The organism is Halomonas sp. GFAJ-1, from assembly GCA_002966495.1.
In the GTDB taxonomy this organism is placed as follows: domain Bacteria; phylum Pseudomonadota; class Gammaproteobacteria; order Pseudomonadales; family Halomonadaceae; genus Vreelandella.
The window spans coordinates 1,584,731-1,604,012 of the sequence record CP016490.1; the positions used below are offsets into that span (position 1 = coordinate 1,584,731).

Annotated in this window: 22 protein-coding genes and 1 pseudogene; 11 read left to right on the forward strand and 12 right to left on the reverse strand. The window is 48.6% G+C overall.

The window, feature by feature from the left end; all coding sequences use genetic code 11:
• The gene (locus tag BB497_07225) at positions 1-1,239 is read left to right on the forward strand and encodes an integrase (GenBank protein ID AVI62504.1); all 1,239 of its coding nucleotides are present in this window, start codon (positions 1-3) and stop codon (positions 1,237-1,239) included.
• A gap of 12 nt (positions 1,240-1,251) precedes the next feature.
• Positions 1,252-1,638, forward strand: a complete 387-nt coding sequence (locus tag BB497_07230) for a hypothetical protein (GenBank protein ID AVI62505.1) — start codon at positions 1,252-1,254, stop codon at positions 1,636-1,638.
• A 2-nt stretch (positions 1,639-1,640) separates the two neighbouring features.
• Here BB497_07230 and BB497_07235 read toward each other — a convergent pair whose 3' ends face one another.
• Entirely contained in the window at positions 1,641-2,210 is a 570-nt protein-coding gene (locus tag BB497_07235; GenBank protein AVI62506.1) for an integrase, read from the reverse strand.
• A gap of 665 nt (positions 2,211-2,875) precedes the next feature.
• Between BB497_07235 and BB497_07240 the strand changes: the two genes are divergently transcribed.
• Positions 2,876-3,199 carry a hypothetical protein gene (locus tag BB497_07240; GenBank protein ID AVI62507.1) on the forward strand — a complete coding sequence of 108 codons (324 nt, stop codon included), beginning with the start codon at positions 2,876-2,878 and terminating at the stop codon, positions 3,197-3,199.
• Positions 3,200-3,282: 83 nt separating this feature from the next.
• Here the strand turns inward: BB497_07240 and BB497_07245 are convergent, their stop codons facing one another.
• From BB497_07245 to BB497_07260, 4 genes are all read right to left on the reverse strand, one after another.
• A complete protein-coding gene (locus tag BB497_07245; GenBank protein ID AVI62508.1) occupies positions 3,283-4,101 on the reverse strand; it encodes a transposase in 819 nt (272 codons plus the stop codon).
• Between the two features lie 56 nt (positions 4,102-4,157).
• Entirely contained in the window at positions 4,158-4,436 is a 279-nt protein-coding gene (locus BB497_07250) for a transposase (protein ID AVI62509.1), read from the reverse strand.
• A gap of 178 nt (positions 4,437-4,614) precedes the next feature.
• Positions 4,615-5,304 carry a hypothetical protein gene (locus BB497_07255; protein AVI62510.1) on the reverse strand — a complete coding sequence of 230 codons (690 nt, stop codon included), beginning with the start codon at positions 5,302-5,304 and terminating at the stop codon, positions 4,615-4,617.
• A 14-nt stretch (positions 5,305-5,318) separates the two neighbouring features.
• Entirely contained in the window at positions 5,319-6,152 is an 834-nt protein-coding gene (locus BB497_07260; GenBank protein AVI62511.1) for a hypothetical protein, read from the reverse strand.
• Positions 6,153-6,256: 104 nt separating this feature from the next.
• Here BB497_07260 and BB497_07265 point away from each other — a divergent pair, with 104 nt between their 5' ends.
• The 6 genes and pseudogenes from BB497_07265 to BB497_07290 all read left to right on the forward strand — a co-directional run bounded on the left by BB497_07265 (position 6,257) and on the right by BB497_07290 (position 11,922).
• Positions 6,257-7,054: a hypothetical protein gene (locus tag BB497_07265; protein ID AVI62512.1), complete on the forward strand. Its 798-nt coding sequence runs from the start codon at positions 6,257-6,259 to the stop codon at positions 7,052-7,054.
• 22 nt (positions 7,055-7,076) lie between these two features.
• Positions 7,077-8,261 (forward strand): hypothetical protein, encoded by a 1,185-nt coding sequence (locus BB497_07270; protein ID AVI64295.1) that lies wholly within the window; start codon positions 7,077-7,079, stop codon positions 8,259-8,261.
• Positions 8,258-9,163: a restriction endonuclease gene (locus BB497_07275; GenBank protein AVI62513.1), complete on the forward strand. Its 906-nt coding sequence runs from the start codon at positions 8,258-8,260 to the stop codon at positions 9,161-9,163. The genes BB497_07270 and BB497_07275 overlap by 4 nt, the downstream gene beginning before the upstream one ends.
• Before the next feature lie 65 nt (positions 9,164-9,228).
• Positions 9,229-9,660, forward strand: a complete 432-nt coding sequence (locus tag BB497_07280) for a hypothetical protein (protein AVI62514.1) — start codon at positions 9,229-9,231, stop codon at positions 9,658-9,660.
• A gap of 411 nt (positions 9,661-10,071) precedes the next feature.
• Positions 10,072-10,683 (forward strand): annotated as a pseudogene (locus BB497_07285) (cell filamentation protein Fic).
• A 447-nt stretch (positions 10,684-11,130) separates the two neighbouring features.
• A complete protein-coding gene (locus BB497_07290; protein AVI62515.1) occupies positions 11,131-11,922 on the forward strand; it encodes an isomerase in 792 nt (263 codons plus the stop codon).
• Positions 11,923-12,072: 150 nt separating this feature from the next.
• On the opposite strand, the gene BB497_07295 is transcribed toward BB497_07290, so the two are convergent.
• From BB497_07295 to BB497_07310, 4 genes are all read right to left on the reverse strand, one after another.
• Complete coding sequence (locus BB497_07295) at positions 12,073-12,369, reverse strand: hypothetical protein (protein ID AVI62516.1); 297 nt, start codon at positions 12,367-12,369, stop codon at positions 12,073-12,075.
• A 30-nt stretch (positions 12,370-12,399) separates the two neighbouring features.
• A complete protein-coding gene (locus BB497_07300; protein AVI62517.1) occupies positions 12,400-13,080 on the reverse strand; it encodes a dimethylallyltransferase in 681 nt (226 codons plus the stop codon).
• A 186-nt stretch (positions 13,081-13,266) separates the two neighbouring features.
• Positions 13,267-13,800 (reverse strand): hypothetical protein, encoded by a 534-nt coding sequence (locus BB497_07305; protein AVI62518.1) that lies wholly within the window; start codon positions 13,798-13,800, stop codon positions 13,267-13,269.
• A gap of 99 nt (positions 13,801-13,899) precedes the next feature.
• A complete protein-coding gene (locus BB497_07310) occupies positions 13,900-14,343 on the reverse strand; it encodes a transcriptional regulator (GenBank protein ID AVI62519.1) in 444 nt (147 codons plus the stop codon).
• 73 nt (positions 14,344-14,416) lie between these two features.
• On the opposite strand from BB497_07310, the gene BB497_07315 reads away from it, so the two are divergent.
• Together BB497_07315 and BB497_07320 are read left to right on the forward strand one after the other, a co-directional pair.
• Positions 14,417-15,454, forward strand: coding sequence for a permease (locus BB497_07315; protein ID AVI62520.1), 1,038 nt, complete (start codon positions 14,417-14,419; stop codon positions 15,452-15,454).
• 33 nt (positions 15,455-15,487) lie between these two features.
• Positions 15,488-16,240, forward strand: a complete 753-nt coding sequence (locus BB497_07320; protein ID AVI62521.1) for a potassium channel protein — start codon at positions 15,488-15,490, stop codon at positions 16,238-16,240.
• 83 nt (positions 16,241-16,323) lie between these two features.
• On the opposite strand, the gene BB497_07325 is transcribed toward BB497_07320, so the two are convergent.
• The 3 genes from BB497_07325 to BB497_07335 all read right to left on the reverse strand — a co-directional run bounded on the left by BB497_07325 (position 16,324) and on the right by BB497_07335 (position 19,253).
• Positions 16,324-17,064, reverse strand: a complete 741-nt coding sequence (locus BB497_07325; protein AVI62522.1) for a hypothetical protein — start codon at positions 17,062-17,064, stop codon at positions 16,324-16,326.
• A gap of 5 nt (positions 17,065-17,069) precedes the next feature.
• Positions 17,070-18,545: a hydrolase gene (locus BB497_07330; GenBank protein AVI62523.1), complete on the reverse strand. Its 1,476-nt coding sequence runs from the start codon at positions 18,543-18,545 to the stop codon at positions 17,070-17,072.
• 222 nt (positions 18,546-18,767) lie between these two features.
• Positions 18,768-19,253, reverse strand: coding sequence for a hypothetical protein (locus BB497_07335; GenBank protein ID AVI62524.1), 486 nt, complete (start codon positions 19,251-19,253; stop codon positions 18,768-18,770).
• Positions 19,254-19,282 lie beyond the last annotated feature (29 nt).

A 19,282-nucleotide genomic window follows, 5' to 3' on the forward strand; every position in this document is an offset into this window, starting at 1 on the left:
ATGACTATAAAGAAGAAGAACTTTTCAGAAGACGAAATAAAGATTTTTGACGAAGCCATAATATACAAGCGAGGCGAATACTGGCATTTTCGCATGTGGCTGGAGAATGAGAAAAAGTATGCTAGGAAAAGCTTGCGTACTCGCAGCCAATCGACTGCTATGGAGAAGGGGAAAGAGCTCTACTTAGAGTTGTATGCTAATCAAAGAATGGGCAAGACATACTTTTCCCTAACCACGAAAGGTGGCGTAAGCAAGTATCTTGCCCAGCGTCAGAAAGACGTAGAGAGCAAGTTGATAGTAAGTGGCAGGTTCGTGACTATTAAAACGCATCTCCAGCACTGGCTAGAATTCATAGGTAAAGAAACCAAGCTTAAAGAACTGTCGCGGACTGATTGCGCAGGATACTTTCATCATAGAATGAAATTGTCAAAGGGTAATGTAAAGCAAGTTACGCTTAAAAACGAGCAGAGCACAATTAATAGCTGCATGCGCTACTTGTTCAAGCAGCACGACACTCACATTGATTCTTTTGATTTTCCCAAGCTCCCCAAGGTAGACAGAAATAATGAGGCTGTGAGAAGGGCGACTTTTACAAGCGAAGAATACGATAAGCTTGTTAAGGTAATGAGAGCATACTGCGCCAAGTCTAATAAAAAAATCGACGCTGACGAACTGATTATGCGACAGCTTGTAAGGCACTATATTTTGATTGCCGCAAATAGCGGATTGAGGGTTGGTGAGCAACGTCAGCTTAGATGGAATGATGTCGAAATCGATATCGTAAAAAGCCAAGGCATAGAAAAAAAGCTGGCGAAAATCAGAGTTCGTGCAGAGACTAGTAAGGTTAGAACTAGCAGAATTATATATTGCCGAGGTGGGCAGTACTTTGAGAGGCTGAAAAAAATTGCAGTGCCATTGTCAGCCGACTCGTTGGTGTTTAGTACTGATGGTGAAACAGAAATGAGTAAGCGTGCATTGCTTTATCACTTCCATAAGATTGTAGAGTTGGCAGATATTGAAGATAAAGAGAACAGAAACCTGGTGCCCTACAGTCTTCGTCATTTTATGATAACGCAGCGAATTATGAGTGGGTTGAGCTTCAGGCAGATTGCCGACATGTGTGGTACTAGTGTTGCTCAGATAGAGAAGACATACTATCATCTGAACGATGAGATTCGGTTAACAAATGCGTTAGCAGACTATCGCAGAAATGAAGATGGCACCATTGTGACGATTTAGGAGTTAATAAAAATGTCAAGTTATCTTATAAAGGAATTATGGAGAAATAGTCTTGCTTTTTATGACGCGTATGAGAGGCTCGTTGACGGAGTTAAACTCATTGCTCGCCGAGAGGAGTTTAACGACTTCACCAAAATAGAAATTGAGTTTCCGGATTCATCTGAGCTCCCAAGTGATGAGGATGATTTAGAACTAAATGATTACAAGTTCCATATAATTTCGATTGAAGGCGATATGGATGTTTATTGGGACATTGACGGTGATATAGACGAAGACAAAAAAGGGGAATTGCTGGAAGAGGTTGAAGAAGATGATAACGAGGACGAAAAGTGGATTCTTATTAAAGACAGCCACGAAGCTATTCTCCACAATGGTTATGTAATATTAGAAAAACTGTGAGTTTATATAGATTCAATAGCCTTACGAAGCATGTCATCGTTCACATCTATGTAGCGTTGGGTGGTTTGTATACTCTGATGTCCTGCCAGCTCAGCAAGCACCCTAACGCTTACCCCCTTGCCAGCTAGCTCCGTAATGAACGTGCGGCGTCCGCTGTGACTAGTAGCGCCCTCGATGCCGGCACGTGCGTACAAGCGCTGTAGGAGCTGCGTAGCAGTGTTTGCCGTGAACCGCTGGCTCTTTTGCGTGTTGAACAGATAAACGCTGCGAGCGGGCTTCGTTGAGCGCTGTACGTAGTTCTGTAGCTCCTTCCGCATGCGAGAAGGCACGTACACGACGCGAGCGCGCTTGCCCTTCGTCTGTGACGCTGTCAAACGTATCTCTGAGCGAATGCTGCCGTCCTCGCTTACGACGTCGCTCACCCGCAAACTGGCAACCTCACCAACGCGCATCCCACACCAGTGCGTGAGCAGCAGCATTGCCCTGTTCCGCTCACTGTAGCGTTCGCAAGCGTCAATGTACTGGAGCACGCGCTTTAGCTCCGTTTTGCTGAGCGTCTTTGCCTGCGCCATACCTTCCTCCACAAAATGTACATTTATCGTTCAATAAGTATATTTTCTGACGTTTTAATTGAGCAAGCTATATAGCTGTACTTTTCTCTTTATTGATTTCAGTGGTTTATGCGGTAATGTAAGGTATTATGTATTTTCTTACATTTGTGATTTGGCTGTTGTGTCACTGCTACGCAGTTCCTCAAGCGCATGCTGCATTTGCTTCGAAACAGCTCCGCTGTCTCTCACAAATGAATCAGCGCTCTTTTTGTTTTATTAACTCGGGGGCTTTCTGTAGATTCTGAAGTCATAGTGAGGCTTTGCGCCTCACTAGTGACAATGGACTTTCTGTGAGTTCCTCTGTCAGTGTTTGCACACAACCAGCTAGGCTGGTGTTGGTGGGGTTACGCTGTTACCTTTACGTGTGGTGAGTTGTTCGCAACGCAATGCTGAAGCAGACAAACACTTTCCACTTCAACACATACAAGGTACTGACTAAGTCAGCCTCCTATCTTGTTCCTCTTCTGCTGAAATTGCCTCTGATTAAGCAAAGTGGGCGGCAAGTTCTGTCGGCAACAGCATAGCTGGCAGACTCAATGCCTTTGAATGGAGCCCTTGTTCAGATAAATACTTGCAATGGGTGGTTGCATAGTATCTTTAGTTATTTATCAACGGGAGGTAATTAAGTGTCAAAAAAGATTCTAGGTGATGTATTTTTACTCTTGCGTGGAATGGGGGTGGTTTCGAGTGAGAGTGAGTTTTGTATGGACTGGCTAGGACGTAGTGAGTGCTATCTCAGGACGTTAAGATTCAAGGGGAGTGAGCCCAGTATTGCTACACTTGCTATATGCGCTAGCAAGCTTCAGCACTATGCAGGCTTGATAGAGAGTTTAGTCGAGTACAAGGCTGAGTCAGAACGGTTCTATGAACTGAGTGAGCTGTGCCACAAAGAAATTAACTTGAAGAGCAAATCCTTATGGTGCTCTTCTGAAATTGGTTCTACAGCCTAATGAATTTTCATTTTACAAAAAATTGTGGTGGAGTACTTACAGAATCTGCCTGGTGATTATAGCTCTGAATCGCCCCGGATATTCTAGACACCCGTTAGGCTCTTAAAGTAACGCCTTTCATACTCAACCGGTGACAAGTTATCACTTGTGCCGTGTCGGCGCTTTGGGTTGTAAAACATTTCAATATAATTGAACACGTCACATCTAGCTGCTTCGCGTGTTGAATAAATCTGTCGCTTGATTCGCTCTCGCTTTAGAAGTTGAAAGAAGCTTTCAGCAACGGCGTTGTCATGACAGTTACCACGTCGGCTCATGCTGCCTACCAAGTGATTCGCTTTCAGAAAGCTTTGCCAGTCTCCACTGCTAAACTGGCTTCCTTGATCCGAATGCACCATCACCGTTCCTTGTGGCTTGCGTCGCCAGACTGCTGATAACAAAGCATCCAGTACCAACTCCGTAGTCATGCGAGACTTCATCGACCAGCCAACCACTTGACGAGAAAACAGGTCGATAACTACCGCTAAGTAAAGCCAGCCTTCATAAGTGCGGATGTACGTGATGTCCGTCACCCAAGTAACATTTGGCGCTGTTACTTCAAACTGACGGTCTAAATGGTTAGGGGATACAACAGCCGGTTTTCCACCGCCATAGCCGCCAGGGCGTCGTCGATAGCCTGTCTGAGAACGTAAACCTTCCCTACTCATAAGACGCGCCACACGGTGCTTCCCGCAAGCTTCGCCAGCTTCACGCAAGTCCTGGTAGACCTTGCGATAGCCATATACACCGCCGCTTTCAAGCCAGGAGTGCTTGATCAATCCCAGCAAGCGCTCATCTTCTCGCGCTCGATTAGAGAGCGCTTTTTTACACCATGCGTAGTAACCGCTGGGGTGCACTGCCATCATCTGACACAAGCGACGTACCGAATATTGGCTCGCATAATTTTGAATAAACGCGTACCTCAGTCGGACTCCCTGGCGAAGTACGCGGTGGCCTTTTTTAATATGTCTCGCTCTTCTGATACGCGTTTGAGCTCGGCCTTCAAACGACGGTTTTCAGCTTGGAGATCATCATCTTCTTGCCGTTGTTCTACCGGCTTATCGTAGCGCTTGATCCAGATGTACAGGCTGTGACCTGACACGCCTAGCCGCTCAGCGACCTCGGCCACGCGATGGCCGCGCTCTACCACCTGCTTGACGGCTTCGATTTTGAATTCTTCAGTGTAGCGGGGATAGCTCATGGTTCCTCCTAGATACCTTTAGTATAAGGCCTGGAGGTGTCTACGAAACCTGGGGCGATTCAATGATAGGAATCTACGCTATTTCATTAGGGCTAACTGTGAGTAGCTATCTTGTGGCGAGTATGTTGCCGAGAGACTATGCAAAGAAGCGAAGCCGTTAAACCGGCTTCGCTCAAGCTTACTTAACGATGCGGATATTATTTTTTATTGGCTTCTTGGCTACAGTCGTGTTATTTATTGCATATGAAACTTTCATTAGGATGTCTCGCCAAGTCCCATCGCTATGCTCTATGCACTCATCGATAACACCGTCTTCCATCGTAACGACGCCGTTGGAGTTTAATATGTCTATGATTCGAGATTTTATACGCTCCTTTTTAGCAGCGTTAAAGTTAATCTGTATGCACCTATCTAGCAGTCCCCTGTCTAACTTTTGAAGATAGTTTGTTGTCAGCACGCATATAACATCTGAATTGTTTAAAAAAGCTTTTAAAGCCCTTTGTGCCGGTTCGGTTAGGTTGTCAGCTTCATCAAATATGAAATAGTGGTATCCACTCGCGTTGAAAGAAACAAAAGAGCGCTGGTTGTTGCATCTTTTAATTATGACGTCTATTGACTCGCTCTTGTTGCAGCTAATGAATAGCGGTTCGGCAACCATTTGTTGAGAAGTTAAAGCTAGTTCAAAGTCTTGGCAAAACAAGCCTGCGCATGTTGTTTTCCCTGTCCCATAGCTTCCATATAGGCATAGTGCAGTTTTTCCAAATCTAGGGAATGGGATTCGTTGATGAATAATATCATTCACTATTGTCTCTGATTGACTGTCGGAGAAAACAATGTCGTGGATGTTAGTCGGTGTTGTGTTTTTCATTTTATTTTCCTTCGTTATGCTGCGGTATGGGTTTTAACGTTGGCTTCATGTTTGCTTTTTACATCGCCAATATTAACAAGTGCTGATGCTTTGTCTGCTGCTGCTTTCTCGGCATTATTTTTATCTTCGGCTTCCTTGGTTCTTTTCCTGTGATTGCTATACAGATTTGCTAAGGCACCGTTTATTACAGTTGTGCTTCCGACTGTGTCCGAGGCGCTTTCGGAGTCATAAACAACGTGCTTTATTTCCAGCTCGCCACTTGCCGACATGATGCCCAACAAGCAAACCGCGTGGTTTTTGCTGATAGTCGCCTTGGCTTTTAATTCATCGCATGTAACACTGGCAATAGTTGTAGCTTCCTGAAGTAGAGCTTTTCCTGCCTCTGCTCTTTGTCCAGGTGTTTTACTTGACTTGGTGAGCGAAGCTCTAACCTCTTCAATTCCGCCATACTTTCTAATGAAGTCAGGGATGTCATCGGCTACCTGTACGTCTGGTGATTGAGAAGCTGCGATTAATACTCTTGAATATGAACTGACACGCTTGCTGTCTACACCGGCATCACTAAAAACAAGCTTAGTGATGAGTTGTATAAAGTTTAGGTTTTTGCCGATTCGTAAGTTTTTAGATTGGCACTGCTCCATTAGCCACTTACGCTTTAGGGAGTCAGCTTTTGAATTTCCTTTAGTTCCTTCGTACAGCTCGAAGACTTTTACAAGCAAAGCATACAGGCTGTCATTTGCTGACTTATAGACAGTTGATTCCCAGTGCTGCCTTTCGCTTATTGTCGTGTTAACACGATTTTTGAAAGTCTCAAGGGTGTGTTGAATTAGCTTTTCTGAATCTTTCATGGTGTCTACCTCGTGTGTGGTTGGTTGAATCGCTCTCAGCAAGCGATATGTACAGTCTACGGTAGGTGCGCTAATCTCGATTCCAACTAGGATCACTACTTTTGATGGTTGTTAACGTGTACCGCTACTTCATTTCCCAGTACCCTACGTTTGGCTCCTACAAGAAGCCCAAGCCCTACCTTGTCGAAGCCTCGCCGTACTTCTGGTGGTGGTATGCGCTTACCCTAAATAAGACGTATTCGTGTTTATGTGATTTGCACGACTCTGAATCTCTGTTAACCGATTCTGAAACTGACTTTCCAGAGGCTATGTTGCAGGTATACAAAGACTTTGGAGATGTACGTTACGAAGGATGTCGTTATAGAGCCTTTGCCAAGTGGTGGCGTGAACGTGTTGATACAGGAGAGACTAGGGGAGAATACTTGTTTGCTGAGCCTAAAGTAGAACCTGCGGCCAGTAGGATCGTTAAGGAAGCTGAAATAAATGCAGCTATCCAATGTTTGGATACAATAATTATATCAGTTAATGTCAAGCATCAGCGTCAGCACATTGATGCAGCAATAAGTCGCATTCTAAAAAGAAGTTTGATAACCACAAAGGGACGAAAAGTTAGGAATCCAGAAAGTAGTGCAGCTAGGTACCATTTGCCTAAATCTTTTAATATTTCTGCCCTTAAAAAAACCTTTCGCGTTTATGAGCTGAGAATCGAGGGGGAAAGAAGTGGGAAGCAGATTACTAATTATAAAATTGCCGACATGGTTGGGTTGAGTAGTAAAAGCGATAATATTGAGATAAAAGATGCGGCCTATGAAAATAGAAAAAAGTCAGTTCAAGTGTCTCGCCATTACCGGATGGCTAATGATATAATAGACTCAGTTGGCTGTGGCGGATTTGTTTTCTAATGCAGAGGATTTGTGTGTGAGATTGTTAGATAAAAGTCTATTAGAGTCACTTCCTTCCAGTGTGGTAAACATTGAAGAGAAAACAAGAGGTAATCTTTTTTCTTGGAGAGGGCAGTTTTCACCTCAGCTTATAGAAAAGATTATAGAGGCATACGGACATGAAGGGGCAGTTTTGCTCGACCCTTTTGTGGGAAGCGGAACTGTTTTATATGAATCGGCTTGCTTTGGGCTAGATGCTTACGGGTGTGAAATTAACCCTGCAGCAGTGTCTTTTTCAAGAGTATATGAGTTAGTTACTAAACCGAAGGAGGATGTATTAGCTTCGGTTATTGATATTGATATTTTTGTTTCTCATTTTGTCAGTGATTTACCATTGTTTTCTAGCCTTTCTACTGAAGACTTCAAGGAAGCTCTAGTTGCCAGGTGCAAAAGTGCCAAGTATGATATTGAATTGATTATTTTGCGTGCGCTTGTGGCTGGAATGGATTTTGAGGCTAAAAAAACAGATGTTAAGCGCATTAATAATGTTTGGGCTGCACTCAGATCCACTATAGAACTTCTTCCTTATTCTTCTGTGAAAATCAAATGCTTTAATTCAGATGCGCGCGCAATACCTTTGCCCGATGAATCAGTTGACCTCGTAATAAGCTCACCACCTTATATAAATGTATTTAACTACCATCAAAATTTTCGTAAATCAATTGAGGCGTTAGGTGTAGATGTTTTGTCTGTGGCTAAGTCTGAGATAGGAGCTAATAGGAAATACAGGCAAAATAGATTTATGACAGTTGTTCAGTATGCAATGGATATGTATCAAGTTTTTCTTGAACTGAGGCGAGTGTGCACGAAAGACGTTAAAATGTTATTGGTTGTAGGAGTTGAGTCGAATGTAAGGAAGACTTCATTTAAAAATTCTTCTATTATTAAATCTGTTGCAGCGCTATCTGGATTCGATATTGTTGGGGAACAAGTCCGAAGTTTTAGAAATAAGTTTGGTGAGTTTATCTTTGAAGATGTTATGAGGTTTCGGATGGTTGATTTAGAAGGCATAACTGATGTATCTTTGGCTCGTGACATTGGTGTTAGTGCATTAGAAGATGCACTGCTATATTGTGATGATTCTGTGGTGGAAGAAATAAAAAGTGCAATAATGAAAGCTGGCTCAATTATGCCTTCGCCGCAACTTACTTCAGGAGTCTTTGAATGATTTTTCCTACGCCTCATTTGGATAAGATAAATGCTTCAATCGTTAATGAGAAAATGACTGAGGCTGGGGCCCAAATTTTAAGGGATGCAATACCAGTGTATGATAAATGGGTTGCAGATATGAATGCAGTTAAAGGAAGTCAGGAAAATGTAATACAGGAGCTTGTTACGTTACTAAATGGTTATAAATATTACATGGACCATGATTTGATTTTTTGTGGAGAGAGCGATTTTCTTTACCGGCAAAAAGGACAGCTTAAATTAGATAATAGTATCATTGAAGAGTTTATGCCTTATTTGATAACTAAGTGCTTCCCAGAGCTGAAAGATGTTTCTCTTGGCCCGACGAAATGTTTTTCTGCTGCTTATTTTAGAACTAGTTTGGCATCGAGAAGAGACAGTAGTGGCTTGTCGATAAGAACAAAAGATCAGGACTTTGCAATCGCAAAAAAAATATACTTAAAATCATCTAGGCAGCAGAGCTTTCAAAATTCAGAGACTGTTGAAACATACCTTGGGTATGTGACTGCCGAATGTAAAACAAACTTAGATAAAACCATGTTTCAAGAAGCTACTGCGACAGCTCATGATGTTAAGTCTGCAATACCTGGTTCTAAATACTTCCTATTGTGTGAGTGGCTCGATATGACGCCCATTAGCACAGCTCCAACGGATATTGACGAAGTTCTTATACTAAGAAAATCGAAGCGAATTGCGTCAAATAAAAGAAAGGAGTTTAGTACATATAAAGGTAGGCTAAAAAATGCAGATTGGTTCCGTGATTATTTGATTATGCATCCATTTGAGGTTAGTGTTTTTGAGCGGCTAATTGGGCACATAGAAGGTATAATGGGTGACGAAGATCCTGTGGAAAATAATGTATTAGATGATGGTTTTTTCTAAAATTGGATGACAGCCTCCTGTGTCTGAAGCTACATTGTAGTTATACAGAACAGGAGGCAACTTTTATGTCTATTCTCGATTCGTTTAAGCTCGTTCAGCACAATTCCCAAGCCGCCAAAGATCCGGTTGTTAATCGTAGGAATAAGCTTGTTGATAAGATTGAAGAGCAAGTTGCTCTCGCTACGGATGCTGATTTTTCGCCTACTAAAACAAAGTGGGTGAAAGATGAAGAAGGTGCTCAAAAGAAGATTGAGTACGTCAAGCGAGTTAAGCGCTGGTGGACGAATGCAGCTGATGGAACTGTTTTGCTAACTGTTCGCTATGGTAGCAAGCCCCTTGGGTTTGCCAAAGGAAAGCAAGCAATAGCCCTGGCTAGCGTTGATGAAGTTGTACCAACGCTACATAAGATTAAAGAGGCTGTACTTGCTGGCGAACTCGATGAAATTGTCGAGCAGCAAGCTACACACGCGCGAAACGTGCGAAAGGCTAAGCGCTAACTATTCATGTTAACACGATTTGGTGGTGTCTTGCTGCTGCTTGGAGCTTGAGGTGAGCTTTGAGCGGTAGCACAGCGTGTAACAACTTAGCGTAACCTATTGATTTTATAACCTTCGGTGGATTTATATGTTTTTCGCATCGTTGCACAAAAGTTACACGTTATTATTTTATGTGGTATAAACTACTGAAAACATAGTATTTTAATTTAGGGTTGTTATGGAGTGGGAGTGATCGCGTCCAATTAGGATGACGATTAGCTAGACTCTTTCAGGCCGCTCGAAATATCGAGCGGCCTTTTGTATTTTTTGGGTATGCTAATTGGGTGCAGCATGGCACGCAAAAAGATCAAACAGAAGCTTGTGGGGCTGGAGTATGGAAGATACAAACAAGCGGCGAGGTAAGTCGCTCTTATGAGTCGCTATGTTGTTTCTGGTAGCGAAGGTGAGTACCAACCTGGCTCGGAAAATAGGGTGCTGGGAAATCTCATTGGGATCACTGACACCGTAGAGATAAATATTGCAGAAACAGAGCTGCTTGCAGCTCTTTATATGCAGGTTTTTGACGACTTCCCTAAAACGCTTACTTTCCAGACAATTTGCCGATGGCACAGAGCTTGGCTGGGCAATGTGTATCGTTGGGCGGGCCAATTTCGAACCGTTGATATGTCCAAACCAAATATTCGGTTTGCATCGCCTATATAGATCCAAAGGCTGGCAAAAGAGTTTGAGGGTCAGTATCTCTCACGTTTTGCTGAGTTACCTGAGGTAGGGGACGAACAGCTAATTACATTGCTTGCCGAAATGCATGTCGAGTTTATACTGATTCACCCATTCCGAGAGGGTAATGGGCGGATATCGCGCTTGCTGCTAGATGTGATGGCCGTCAAGGCGGGTGCTCAACCACTCGATTACAGCCTGTGGAACGAGCATAAAGACTATTACTTCAAAGCGATTCAAGCCGGGCGTGACGGTGATTATCAGTTTGTTGAACGCTTAGTACGAGACGTTTTGGAAATACAGTGAGAACGAGCTGATAGTATCAGAGAGCTAGGGTTAACTTGGTAAACCGACGCGTATGAGACTTCAGACGCTTCTCAATCACTGCCGTGCGCTCGCCTGTTTCAATCGCGCTTGAACTGGCCACTGCGCGCAAAATATGCTCGCGGGAAACCATGACTTTATCAGTTGGGGCTTTACGAACCATCTCAACGCTCCTAGACAGACCAGTAATTATTATAGCAGTAACCCCGCTTGTCGTGCCTGTTACTTGGCCTAAAAGGTGGCCAAGTGGTGCAATCAAAGCTCGTCGAACTTAATTTAGATAAGTGGGCTTAGTCGACGATTGGCGCCGCTACGAATAGATCATTGCGCTCCGCGCTTTTGAAACCATCGGCTTCATCTCCTAATGCGCTATATAGTTTTTTGTTGAAGTTTTTAATTACTGCCCCTTTTTCGCGAAGTTAAAGCCCCATGAAAATCGATCTATACCAAGTAGATGCTTTTGCCTCAAAGCCCTTTGAAGGTAACCCAGCGGCTGTTTGCCCGCTGGGTGCGTGGTTGGAGGATGCGCTGCTGCAGGCCATTGCCGCAGAGAACAACCTTTCCGAAACCGCTTTTTTTGTACCCACGGAAGCAGGCTACCACCTGCGCTGGTTTACGCCTTCGGTGGAGGTGGATTTATGCAGCCATGCCACGCTGGCCGCGGCGTGGGTCATCTTTAATGTGCTGGGCGATAGTACAGAAACGCTGAAATTTGAAACGCGTAGCGGGCCGCTATTAGTGCAGCGTGATGGCGATGAGCTGGCGATGGATTTCCCCGCGAAAACGCTTGCGCCATTAGCAATGCACGCGGAGGTAGCCGCAGCCCTCGGCTGTATCGAGATCGAGGAGCTGTTGGTCTCGGATGACATTGTGGTGGTGGTTGAGGACGCCAGTGTGATTGAACGCCTTGCACCGGATATGCAGCGGCTTAAACAGCTGCCGGGGCGGGGTGTGGCTGTTACCGCGAAAGGCGATGACGTGGACTTTGTGTCCCGTTGGTTTGGCCCCAAGGTGGGCGTGGAAGAAGACCCGGTGACTGGCTCGGCGCATACCTCGCTTGCCCCGTACTGGGCGGCGCGTTTGGGTAAGCAAGCGCTTACTGCTCGCCAAGGTGGGGCACGCCAAGGCGCGCTTAACTGTGTTGTAGAGGGCGAACGGGTGGTGATTAAAGGGCGTGTGGCGCCTTATTTAACCGGGCAGATTATGCTGCCCAACGCCTGAGGTGAGATTAACCACGTGGTTGAGCCGAATACTGCGGCTATTCGGCTCAGTAGGTGAGCCGAATAGGCCTCTGCAGTTCTCAAACGTTTTGGCGGTGTTCCCATTCACCAGCGCTAACTGGGTGTGACGAACCGGTCACCTAAAAATGCATTAAGCCTCTTCGAGACCCTCCACCATAAACACCCGGTAATCTGCCCCCAGGAAGCGGTGCTTGCGGGCTTCCTGGTAGGCGGGGCTTTCGTACCAGGCGCGGGCGGCGGCCATGTTGGGGAAGCGTAGAATCACTGCTCCCTCCATGGCGCTGCCTTCCAGCACTTCAAAATCACCATAGAAGGCTAGCGGCTGTGGGTCGTGGCCTTCTCGGGCGGCTTTTGCTTTCTCGCTGTAGCGCTGCATTTCCTGAGCATCGTGCGTGTGTTCTCGGGTAAGTACGACATACGCGGGCATCAACTTCTCCTTGCTTATCGATGAAGAGCGCTATTCAGAAAGCTTTTTGAGCAGCGCTTGGGCGGTGGCTTCTGATGAGCCGGGATTTTGCCCGGTGATCAGCAGTCCGTCCACTTCCACGTGGGAACTCCAGTCGTCACCTTTGGTGTAGCGGCCACCAAGGTCTTGCAGCATGTCTTCTACTAAAAACGGCACTACATCAGTTAGGCCAACGGCCTCTTCTTCGCTGTTGCTGAAGCCGGTAACGTTGCGGCCAGCTACCAGTGGTTTGCCGTCGCTGCCTTTCACGTGGCGCAGCACGCCGGGGGCGTGACACACCGTGGCGACTGGCTTGTTGGCGGCAATGGCATCTTCAATCAGGTGGATTGAGGTGGGGTCTTCGGCGAGGTCCCACAGCGGGCCGTGGCCGCCTGGGTAAAAGATGCCGTCAAAGTCCGCCAGATTGATATCGGCCAGCTTGTGGGTATTTGCTAGCACTTGCATGGCTTCGGTATCAGCCTCGAAGCGCTTGGTGGCGTCGGTTTGGGCATCCGGGGCGCTGCTGGTGGGGTCAAGCGGCGGCTGGCCACCGGCAGGAGAGGCCAAAGTTAGCTCGGCGCCCGCATCCTTAAAGGCGTAGTAAGGTGCGGCCAGCTCTTCAAGCCAGAAGCCGGTTTTATTGCCGGTGTCGCCAAGCTTATCGTGTGAGGTAACAACGAGCAGAATTTTCATGTTGGAATCCTTTCTGGTGAGTAAAAGAAGTGTAGTGGTTGCTTTGTCAATGTTGAAGGTTGCAGCAGCGCGATGGGGTTAGCTTACGTTTGATTAGACCAGTCGTCTAGTGTTGGGCGTCTTGCTCTTATCAGGCTTGTTTGAGTCATTCTTTATAACAGTAGGGGCAGCAAGAAAAATCGTGGCTTATCTTAGGGCACCTTTCGGGTCTGTCTTGGGTTGTGGCTCTGGCTCAAGGATGATTTCTTGACCCTGCCACTCCTTTTCCAGTGTCGCCAGGGCAATTTCATAACAATCCTCAATATGGCTATTGCCCATGTACTTCATGGCCGTAAAGCTGATGCTGCCAGCAACGGCACTGCCTACCAAGGGGACGAACTTGGCAACGCCTTTTGAGGCAACCTTGACCCCCATCTTACTTAGAAGCATCACAATGAGCTTTTTCGTGATGTATTTACCCGCCATCTTGCTGCCCGTATTGGAAATGGCGGTCATTACAAACAGCTTGCTTTCGGTATCCATGCCGTCGATTTGTTCAGGCGACAAGCCGAATTTTTCATTAATTTTGGGAATTAATCGCATCAATATGGCAACGTCTGAACCAATATCCAGCCCGGGTATGGGGATCATCGCGGAGCCAGCAGAAAGCCCCGAACTTTTTGTCACCATGGCATGGCACGCCTTTTTAACGGCTTCAAGCTCTTCTCGTGACTCGATCATTCAATGATCCTCTTTATTACGCGGGTGTGTCATAACCGTAGTCGATGGCCGGATGAAGTTCGATGTTGTTAACGTTAGCTGGCGTACGGCGATACCGCGCTACTCGTTTCTTTCCCCGCATCCCCGCTCGCTGCACGTGGGCTGGTGGTCATACAGCGTTTTAATAATGCGGCAGTTGGCAGCCTTGCCACCTCGGCATTGGTGAACCAGTTGGCGCAGCTCATTGGCCAGTGCCTGTAAGGCGGTAATGCGTTCTTCAAGATGTTGCAGGTGGCGGCTGGCGATATCGTCGGCGGCGGTGCAGTCGTTGTCGGGGTTATCTGAGAGCGCCAGTAGTTCCTGAATACTATGCAGGTCTAGCCCCAAGCTTCGGCCATGGCGAATAAAGCCAATACGCTCTAGTGCTGCTTGGTTGTAGCGGCGGTAGCCTTGCTCTCCACGCTGTGGTGGTGCCAGTAAGCCCAGTTTTTCATAGTGGCGAATGCTTTCAGGAGAGCAGCCTGTACGGGCGGCCACTTCACCAATACGATAAGCGCTTTTCATCAGCTTGACCCTGTAACGATTACAGGGTTTAGGCTAGCGGTTACTCGGTTGGTTAACAAGCAGGTAACAGGCGATGAAGCTGGTGTCAGAGTTATTAAGCATTGCGTTAACCGCGGCGCCTTGGCTGCTGTTGGGGTTGATGATCGCAGGGCTAATTAAGGCGTGGATGCCGGAACACTTATTACAGCGTTGGATGGGCGGTCGCGGGCTGGGCAGTATTACCCGGGGAGCGGTGATTGGCATGCCGTTGCCGCTGTGTTCCTGTGGAGCGATTCCCACTGCGCTGGCGTTGCACCGGGGTGGCGCGGGCCGTGGGCCCACCACGTCTTTTCTGATTAGTACCCCCGGCGTTGGCGTGGACTCAATGCTTATCACCAGTGTGCTGTTAGGCCCATTAATGGCGCTGGCGCGGGTGCTGGGGGCCTTGGTAACCGCGATAGTAACGGGCATTTTAGTGGGCTTTACCGGACAATCAGCAGTGCCGAACAATACCCCTGTTAGCAGCTGCTGTGCATCAAAAGGCTGTGAATCTAAAGAGGTGAGCGATGAAACAGGCGCTGCCGCTGAAGCGACGGGGGTAAGGGCAGGGTTAATGTATGCCTTTAGTGATTTACTGGATGACATCAGCCGTTGGATGTTTGCCGGTTTATTGCTGGCGGGGGTGTTGGTGACCTTTGTGCCGCCAGAAACCCTGGTGGGTTTTTCGGGTGGGCTGCTGGCGCTGCTTCTTATGGCGGTGATCGGCATTCCCTTGTATATCTGTGCGACGGCAGCCACGCCTGTGGCTGCGGGTTTGCTGTTGGCGGGCATTTCACCGGGAATGGCGTTAGTCTTTCTGCTGGCTGGCCCGGTAACGAGCCTAGCCTCCCTGGCCATTTTGCGGCGTGAATTTGGCAGCCAGGCCTTGGCGGTTTATCTGGGTAGCATTCTGCTGGTGACGGTGCTGATCGGCTGGGTGTTTGATAAGGGGCTGGCGATGACGGGATGGGACCCGGTTCAACAGGCCAGCCAAGTGCAGGAGCTGCTACCGGCCTCTGTTGAATGGTTGGCCTTAGCTATCCTGTTGCTGGTCGCTATTCGGCCTGTTCGTAAGCGGTTGTTGGGGTTTTAGATCGCTGCATTCACTAATAAGTCTTTTGAAGAAATGATTATAAATAGAGCTGAGCTTTACCGGCAGTTAGCCTTAGAAACGCACCTGCGGCAGGGGTTGTCGACCATTAATAGAGTCATCTGTGTGCTGATTCTGCTGGCATCGCTGGTGGCTATTTTGGAAACGGAGCCAACGCTGCGGGCGCTTTTGCCACGCCTTTTTCCTACCTTAGAAACCGTGTTGGTGGTGATCTTTATCGGTGAGTATTTACTGCGTCTGTATGTTGTCGGTGAAGATCCGCGTTACCGCGGTATAAAAGGCCGGTTGCGCTATGTATTTTCGTTTTGGGCCATGGTGGATTTACTGGCGATTTTGCCTTACTTCCTGGGGTTTATGGTTCAAAACAACGGCTTCTTACTACGTATGTTGCGTTTGGGGTTAATGCTGCGGCTCACCCGTTTAGGTAGGTTCAGCCAGGCTTGGGCAGCACTGGCAGAGGCGCTGAAGTCTCGTTCTCATGAGCTGTGGTTGAGTGCGGGTTTAGCGATCCTGTTGCTGTTACTTTCCTCTTTCTGCCTTTATTTAGCAGAAGCCTCAGCCCAACCTGACGCGTTTGGCAGCGTGCCCCGTGTGCTGTGGTGGAGTGTTACTACGCTGACGACGGTGGGGTATGGCGATATGGTTCCTATCACTGGGCTAGGTAAGTTTTTTGCGGGATTAACGGCGGTGGCGGGCATCGGGATTATTGCGATGCCCACGGGGATTTTAGCGGCGGCATTAAGTGATGCGTTTCAGAAAAATCACTAGACTCAGATAGGAGGCCAGCCGCTCAGGCTTTTGGGTGTTACTCCTACGACGAGCGGGGCGTCACGTCGTGGAAGGACGAGTTACTAAAACATCCAAGTAGCCCCGAGTAGTGGGCCGCTCATTGAGACATCGACGCGAGTGCCGTTTTCGTCGCGGTCTACGGCTAAGTGTCGAAACCCTGTGGAAAGGAGAAAGGTCTCATTTATCTGATAGTTGGCGGTAGCGACGGCTTGCCAGGTGCTATCAGAGCCGATGCCGAAGCCGCCGGCATCAACATGCACCAATGTTGACCAGTTAGTCGCCCAGGTGGAGCGCAGCCGGGCGGCCAGGAGTGGGTCGACCCAGCGTTCGGTGTCACTGGCGCTCACCCCTAAGGCGGGCACCTTTACGTCGGCTTCGATCCGCCAAGCGCGTGCGCCCGCTAGTAGATCAAGGTATTGGGTCGGCGTGCTGACCACTTGATAACCGGCGGCAGCGGTCAGTGAGCGCTGGCGCAGGTTGCCTTTCACTGCAACGCCCGGCAATAGCATGCTCTCATTGCTAAGGGACGCCCAGGTAATATCGCCAAACAGCACCCAGCGATCTTGTCGCGCGCTACCGGCCATAAAAAACGCGCCTTCCAGGTCATCCATTACGTTGCTAAACGAGTGTGACGTACTGACAGTGGGGGAATTAGCCAGTGGGCGCAGGTCACCGGATAACCCTGTCATCCATACATAGGGGGTGAGCTGGTAACGCCACGCGCTTTCTTGCGCATGGGTATGAGTCGCGAAGCCTGTGGCTATCAGGCCAATGGCGGCAACCAGAGAGGAGGATTTAAGCATTACTATTATCTTTGTAAGGTGTCTTTGTAGATGCGTCCACCTTTGATAATCAGGCGTAGGTTACGCTCTGGATCATGAAGAAAATCAAGATTTTGGCTAGGGTCACCATCGACCAAGAGCAGGTCGGCAAGCGCGCCGGGTTCAATTTTACCTAGCGTGCCGGGGTAGGGGTTACGCGGGCCAGAAAGCGCTAACAGTTCGCCGTTGCGTCCTGTTGCCATAGCCAGCACCGTTAAGGGGTCGTAAAAGCGGGTGAGCTTGGCCAGCTGGCGCAGTTGATTGGGCGTATTTTGCGGGCTAAACAGAATATCGGTGCCCCAGGCGGTTTTAATATCGAAGCGCTGGGCGAGCTCATAGGCCCGCACCGTGCCTTCTGCCACTTGGCGCTGGGCTTCGCGACGAGCCGCATCGGGGTAAACGTTGGCATCTTCATCCTGGAGGAAGGGTTGAAGGCTCCACCACGCGCCTTCGCCCGCCATCATTCGGGCGGTTTCTTCATCGGCCAGCTGGCCGTGCTCTATCGATTTAACGCCAGCTCTTAGCGCCCGCTGAATGCCCCGGGGGGTATACACATGCACCATAACGTAGGTGCCCCAGTCTTCCGCCGCTTCAACCGCTGCGCGTAGTTCGCGCTCGGTAAATTGGGTGCTATCCAGTGGGTCGTAGGTGGAAGCGACCCCGCCACCCGCCATTAACTTAATTTGCGTTGCCCCTAGCATCAGCTGCTCACGGGTGCGCCGTAGCACTTCGGCTTCACCATCGGCGATGGCGGCTACCCCTTGGCGCTCCTGTTCGCTCAAGGGGGTCGTGCTACCCCGAGGCACGTCATGGCGCATACGAAAATCGCCGTGGCCCGAGGTTTGGGAGATCATGGCGCCAGCAGGAAAAATACGCGGCCCCGCCACAATGCCTTCATCAATAGCGCGTTTTAGCGCGAAAGACGGCCCGCCTACATCCCGCACCGACGTAATGCCCCGCATCAGTGTGCGCTCTGCTTCCTGGGCAGCCACTAGATGCACATAGCCTACGTCTGAGGTCATGGCGGCGACTTGGCTAATCGCCGCCAAAGTGGTGTGCCAGTGGGCGTCGATCAATCCCGGCATTAAAACGCGGCCGCCGCAATCGATCAGTTCGGCACCTTCCGCAGGGGCATCCTGAGGCAAAATTGCCTGAATGCGGCCCTCTTCAATGCGCACGGTTACACCTTCGCGCAGCGCTGTGCCGTTGCCATCAAACAGGGCAAGGTTGGTTAGCAGTAGAGGGCCACCTTGACGCTTGGGTTGGCTACCGATTGACGCTGGGGCATGTAAACCAGCAAAAAGCGCCATCACCGCCGCGGCACCACCGATTAATTGACGACGGGAGATCTCGGCCATCATGCGTTCATGGAAGCGTTGAAGCAGCGGCGAGCCACAGCAACAAGCGCCATGGCCCGGGTGATGTAGCAATGAAATTTGCAGCGGAGAGACAGCGGGGGGCATAGACGTCACCTTTGTCAGTTCTGTTCAGGCGTTACTGGGCAATAACGCTGTATAGCAGGGCCTTCCATGTCAGTAAATTATAGTGAGGCAATGCATTACACAAGCTGAAATCTGCGGCGCTATGAGCTTTCCCCTTTCAACGTATGTGTGTCCTCTCCTGTTCAGTATAGGTGGCTAACCTGTGTGTGCCGTTTCTAACAGCGGCTGAGGCGATAGCGTACTTTAGGCAGTGTGCGGGCGATGGAGGGCAGGCGGGTGGCCATGATAAGCGCCGCAATAGCGGCGTACATCGCCCACTCTTGCAGGTCGGCACGCACTACCCAGAAGAAGTGCAGCAGCACTAAGCCTAAGATGGGGTAAGCGTACTTGTGCAGCGGCTTCCAGCGTTTGCCGAGCCGCTTCATCGACCAGCGGTTGGAGGTGGCGCCCAGTAAGCTCATCCACTAAGCGGCTTAAACGGCGGCCCTCTTTAAGGGCGATATCAAGAAAGCGATCCTGCTCCTCAGGAGTAAGGCGGTCACGCCTTAACTTCAGGCTTTCAATATACCCTTGCATGGAGGCCAGTGGCGTACGCAGGTCATGAAATACCTGGGCGATCAGCTGGCGGCGCTGGGCGTCTTTCTCTTTGAGTTGTTTGATCTGAGAGACAATCTGTTGGGCCATATCGTCGAAGGAGGCACCCAGGTAGTCGATCTCGTCACGTACCACTGGTCGTTTGTCGCGCCATTTTGCGCTGT

Bases quoted from the DNA above. Each gene is read 5' to 3' on its own strand.
- BB497_07230 (AVI62505.1), top strand. From the start codon at position 1,252: ATGTCAAGTTATCTTATAAAGGAATTATGGAGAAATAGTCTTGCTTTT.
- BB497_07325 (AVI62522.1), bottom strand. From the start codon at position 17,064: ATGCTTAAATCCTCCTCTCTGGTTGCCGCCATTGGCCTGATAGCCACA.
- BB497_07315 (AVI62520.1), top strand. From the start codon at position 14,417: ATGAAGCTGGTGTCAGAGTTATTAAGCATTGCGTTAACCGCGGCGCCT.
- BB497_07245 (AVI62508.1), bottom strand. From the start codon at position 4,101: ATGATGGCAGTGCACCCCAGCGGTTACTACGCATGGTGTAAAAAAGCG.
- BB497_07295 (AVI62516.1), bottom strand. From the start codon at position 12,369: ATGCCCGCGTATGTCGTACTTACCCGAGAACACACGCACGATGCTCAG.
- BB497_07255 (AVI62510.1), bottom strand. From the start codon at position 5,304: ATGAAAAACACAACACCGACTAACATCCACGACATTGTTTTCTCCGAC.
- BB497_07275 (AVI62513.1), top strand. From the start codon at position 8,258: ATGATTTTTCCTACGCCTCATTTGGATAAGATAAATGCTTCAATCGTT.
- BB497_07300 (AVI62517.1), bottom strand. From the start codon at position 13,080: ATGAAAATTCTGCTCGTTGTTACCTCACACGATAAGCTTGGCGACACC.
- BB497_07225 (AVI62504.1), top strand. From the start codon at position 1: ATGACTATAAAGAAGAAGAACTTTTCAGAAGACGAAATAAAGATTTTT.
- BB497_07290 (AVI62515.1), top strand. From the start codon at position 11,131: ATGAAAATCGATCTATACCAAGTAGATGCTTTTGCCTCAAAGCCCTTT.
- BB497_07265 (AVI62512.1), top strand. From the start codon at position 6,257: ATGGTTGTTAACGTGTACCGCTACTTCATTTCCCAGTACCCTACGTTT.
- BB497_07280 (AVI62514.1), top strand. From the start codon at position 9,229: ATGTCTATTCTCGATTCGTTTAAGCTCGTTCAGCACAATTCCCAAGCC.
- BB497_07310 (AVI62519.1), bottom strand. From the start codon at position 14,343: ATGAAAAGCGCTTATCGTATTGGTGAAGTGGCCGCCCGTACAGGCTGC.
- BB497_07320 (AVI62521.1), top strand. From the start codon at position 15,488: ATGATTATAAATAGAGCTGAGCTTTACCGGCAGTTAGCCTTAGAAACG.
- BB497_07250 (AVI62509.1), bottom strand. From the start codon at position 4,436: ATGAGCTATCCCCGCTACACTGAAGAATTCAAAATCGAAGCCGTCAAG.
- BB497_07330 (AVI62523.1), bottom strand. From the start codon at position 18,545: ATGCCCCCCGCTGTCTCTCCGCTGCAAATTTCATTGCTACATCACCCG.
- BB497_07305 (AVI62518.1), bottom strand. From the start codon at position 13,800: ATGATCGAGTCACGAGAAGAGCTTGAAGCCGTTAAAAAGGCGTGCCAT.
- BB497_07235 (AVI62506.1), bottom strand. From the start codon at position 2,210: ATGGCGCAGGCAAAGACGCTCAGCAAAACGGAGCTAAAGCGCGTGCTC.
- BB497_07260 (AVI62511.1), bottom strand. From the start codon at position 6,152: ATGAAAGATTCAGAAAAGCTAATTCAACACACCCTTGAGACTTTCAAA.